Here is a 2,639-nt window from a genome sequence, read left to right on the forward strand (position 1 = left end):
TGCGTATTCCGGCGAACGTGACCGGTCATTCCGGGGATCGTGACCGGTTTGCACACGGCCATCACGCTGGAGTCAGTTTTGTACTCTGAGCGGTCACGATGGGTCAACCGATTCCGTGTTTTGTGCCTTGGCTTTTCTTAGTGATTCTCCTTTTAGATTGAGTCGGTGAGCGCCGTGCAGAAGCCGGTCCAGAATGGCGTCTGCGAGTGTGGCGGAGCCGATGTAGTCGTGCCAGTGTTCGGTTGGTAACTGACTAGCGATCAGGGTTGAGCCTCTTCCGTGCCGGTCTTCGATCACCTCCATCAGGTCCTGTCGTTGTTGTGCCGTGACCTTCTGCATGCCCCAGTCGTCCAGGATCAGCAGGTCGGTCTTCAGCAACTGGTTCATCAACCGTGCGTAGCTGCCATCGCCGTGGGCGATGCGCACCTGCTCGAACAGGCGCGGCACGCGCAAGTAGCGAACCGAGAGCCCTTGCCGGCAGGCCTGGTTGCCCAGGGCGCAGGCCAGCCAGGTCTTGCCGCAACCGGTCGGGCCGGTGATGCACAGGTTCAGGGATTGGCGGATCCAGTCACAGCTGGCCAGCCCCGCCATACGGGAGCGCTCCAGCCCTCTCGGGTGGCGGTAATCGACGTCTTCCACGCAGGCAGGGACCCGCAACCGGGCCGCCTTCAGCAGCCGATCCAGACGGCGATTTTCACGATGTAGCACCTCCCGGTCGATCAGCAAGGCCAGGCGTTCCTCGAACGCCAGGTCGTGGGTGTCGGGCTGTGCCCGTTGTTGTTCCAGGGCATCGCACATGCCGGTCAGCTTGAGCTGGCGCAGGGTATCGAGGGTGTTTTGAGTCAACATCAGTGTCTCCGGGATCAGTGGTAGTAGCGGGGGCCGCGAACGTTGGTGTGAACGGGCAGATCGGCCAGTTCCGGTTCTTCCTCGGTCAGTGGCAGAGGCAACTGATCCAGACCCTGCTTCAGGATCGAGGTGATGCTCTGGTAGCTGGCCGAGTTGATGGCCAGTGCTCGGCTACAAGCCTGCTCCAGGCGGTCACGGCTGTAGCGGCGACTGAGGTTCAGCAGACCCAGGCATGCTCGGTAGCCATGTTCGGGATGAGGACGATCCTTGAGCTGGCGCTGCACCACGTCGAGCGTGGCGGGGCCGATGTCCGTGGCCCAGTTCAGGAAGCGGCCCGGTGACCAGTTCTGGTGGGCCTGATGGGACTTGGGCATATGCTCGGTCAGGGTGACGAAGCGGCCCTTGCCGTGACGGGAATGAAGGGCGACCCGCTGGCCCTTGTGCATCACCTCCACGGACGTATCGGTCACCCGAACATCCAGCTTCACGCCCACGAGTGCGTGAGGCACGCTGTACAGCCGTTTGTCGATCTCGATGTGGTAGTCGATGCCCGGTCGTGCCTTTCGCCACTCGGCGTAGACGTAGGGCGTTGCGGGGAGCGGCCTGAGCGCGGGTCGGTCCAGTGCCTCGAACAGGCTTTGGCGGCTCTCGGAGCGCCCCTGGAACGGGCGCCTGTTTAGGGCCGGTAACAGCCCGGTGATGGCTGCATTTAGCTCGGCCAGGGAGAAGAACGTCTGATGTCGTAACCGGGCCAGGATCCAGCGTTCAACCAGCAACACGCCGGCTTCCGCTTTTGCCTTGTCCTTGGGCTTGTAGGGGCGTGCTGGCAACACCGCCATCTGGTAATGGGCGGCCAGTTCCGCATAGGTCTCGTTGATCTGGGGCGTGTATCGGTCTGCTCTGGTGACCGCTGCCTTGAGGTTGTCCGGAACCAGTAGTTCCGGTACGCCACCGTAGAACGCCAGCATCCGCTGGTGAGAGGCGATCCAGTCCGGCAGGGACTGGCTCCAGGTGGCCTCGGCGAAGGTATAACTGGACGCGCCCAGCACGGCCACAAAGACCTGGGCCTTGCGCATCTCGCCGGTGCTGCGATCCACCACCGGAACCGTGGGCCCGCAGTAGTCGATAAAGATCTTCTCACCGGCCCGATGGACCTGGCGCATGCTGCGCCGCTGCCGGCCGCGCCAGAGCCGGTAGTGGTGGCAGAACTGGCTGTACCGGCGGGCCTTATCGCCGTGGCGCTCCACGTACTCGGCCCACAGCAGTTGCAGGGTGACGCCCTTGGTCTTCAGCTCCTGATGGACCTGGAAGTAGTCGGGCTCGGCAAAGCGTGAAGGCGGCGTCTTGGCCGGGAACAGCTGGGCTTCCAGCCGTGCTTCGTCCGTGCCTTCCGGCAATGGCCAGGTGATGCCTTGAGCCGTGGCCAGACTGACGTACTTGCCGACGACACCCTTGGAAAGGCCACAGGCGCGGGCAATGCGCTCATGGCTCAGGCCCGCTTCGTACTTGAGGCGCAAGACCTCGATGATTTGTCGCATGGAAATCCTCGCTGCCGGCATCCGCCCTTCCTCGTGATGAAAAGGAAGGGGTATGCCGGATAAAGTTGAAGAATTCCAGCGTGTTGGCAATGATTCCGGAGGAACGTGACCGGGGATTCCGGCATCGTGACCAGCGATTCCGGAAAAACGTCCAAAATCGGTCACGATAAAACGGAATGAGCGGTCACGATCACCCGGAACAGGCGGTCACGTTCAAACGGAATGGGCGGTCACGATGGGCCGGAATATGCA

General features: G+C 62.3%; 2 protein-coding genes. Both read right to left on the reverse strand.

Annotated elements, in window-relative coordinates:
- Window positions 1-93: 93 nt before the first annotated feature.
- The gene (gene istB / locus LWH94_RS18975) at window positions 94-849 is read right to left on the reverse strand and encodes an IS21-like element helper ATPase IstB (RefSeq protein ID WP_011783959.1); all 756 of its coding nucleotides are present in this window, start codon (window positions 847-849) and stop codon (window positions 94-96) included.
- Window positions 850-863: 14 nt separating this feature from the next.
- Window positions 864-2,408: an IS21 family transposase gene (istA, locus tag LWH94_RS18980; protein WP_011785722.1), complete on the reverse strand. Its 1,545-nt coding sequence runs from the start codon at window positions 2,406-2,408 to the stop codon at window positions 864-866.
- Window positions 2,409-2,639: the final 231 nt, after the last annotated feature.

This window comes from Marinobacter sp. G11 (assembly GCF_021282325.1).
In the GTDB taxonomy this organism is placed as follows: domain Bacteria; phylum Pseudomonadota; class Gammaproteobacteria; order Pseudomonadales; family Oleiphilaceae; genus Marinobacter; species Marinobacter vinifirmus.

What these genes read in the sequence shown, in the direction of transcription:
- istB (WP_011783959.1), bottom strand. Translation starts at nt 849, where the DNA reads ATGTTGACTCAAAACACCCTCGATACCCTGCGCCAGCTCAAGCTGACC.
- istA (WP_011785722.1), bottom strand. Translation starts at nt 2,408, where the DNA reads ATGCCGGCAGCGAGGATTTCCATGCGACAAATCATCGAGGTCTTGCGC.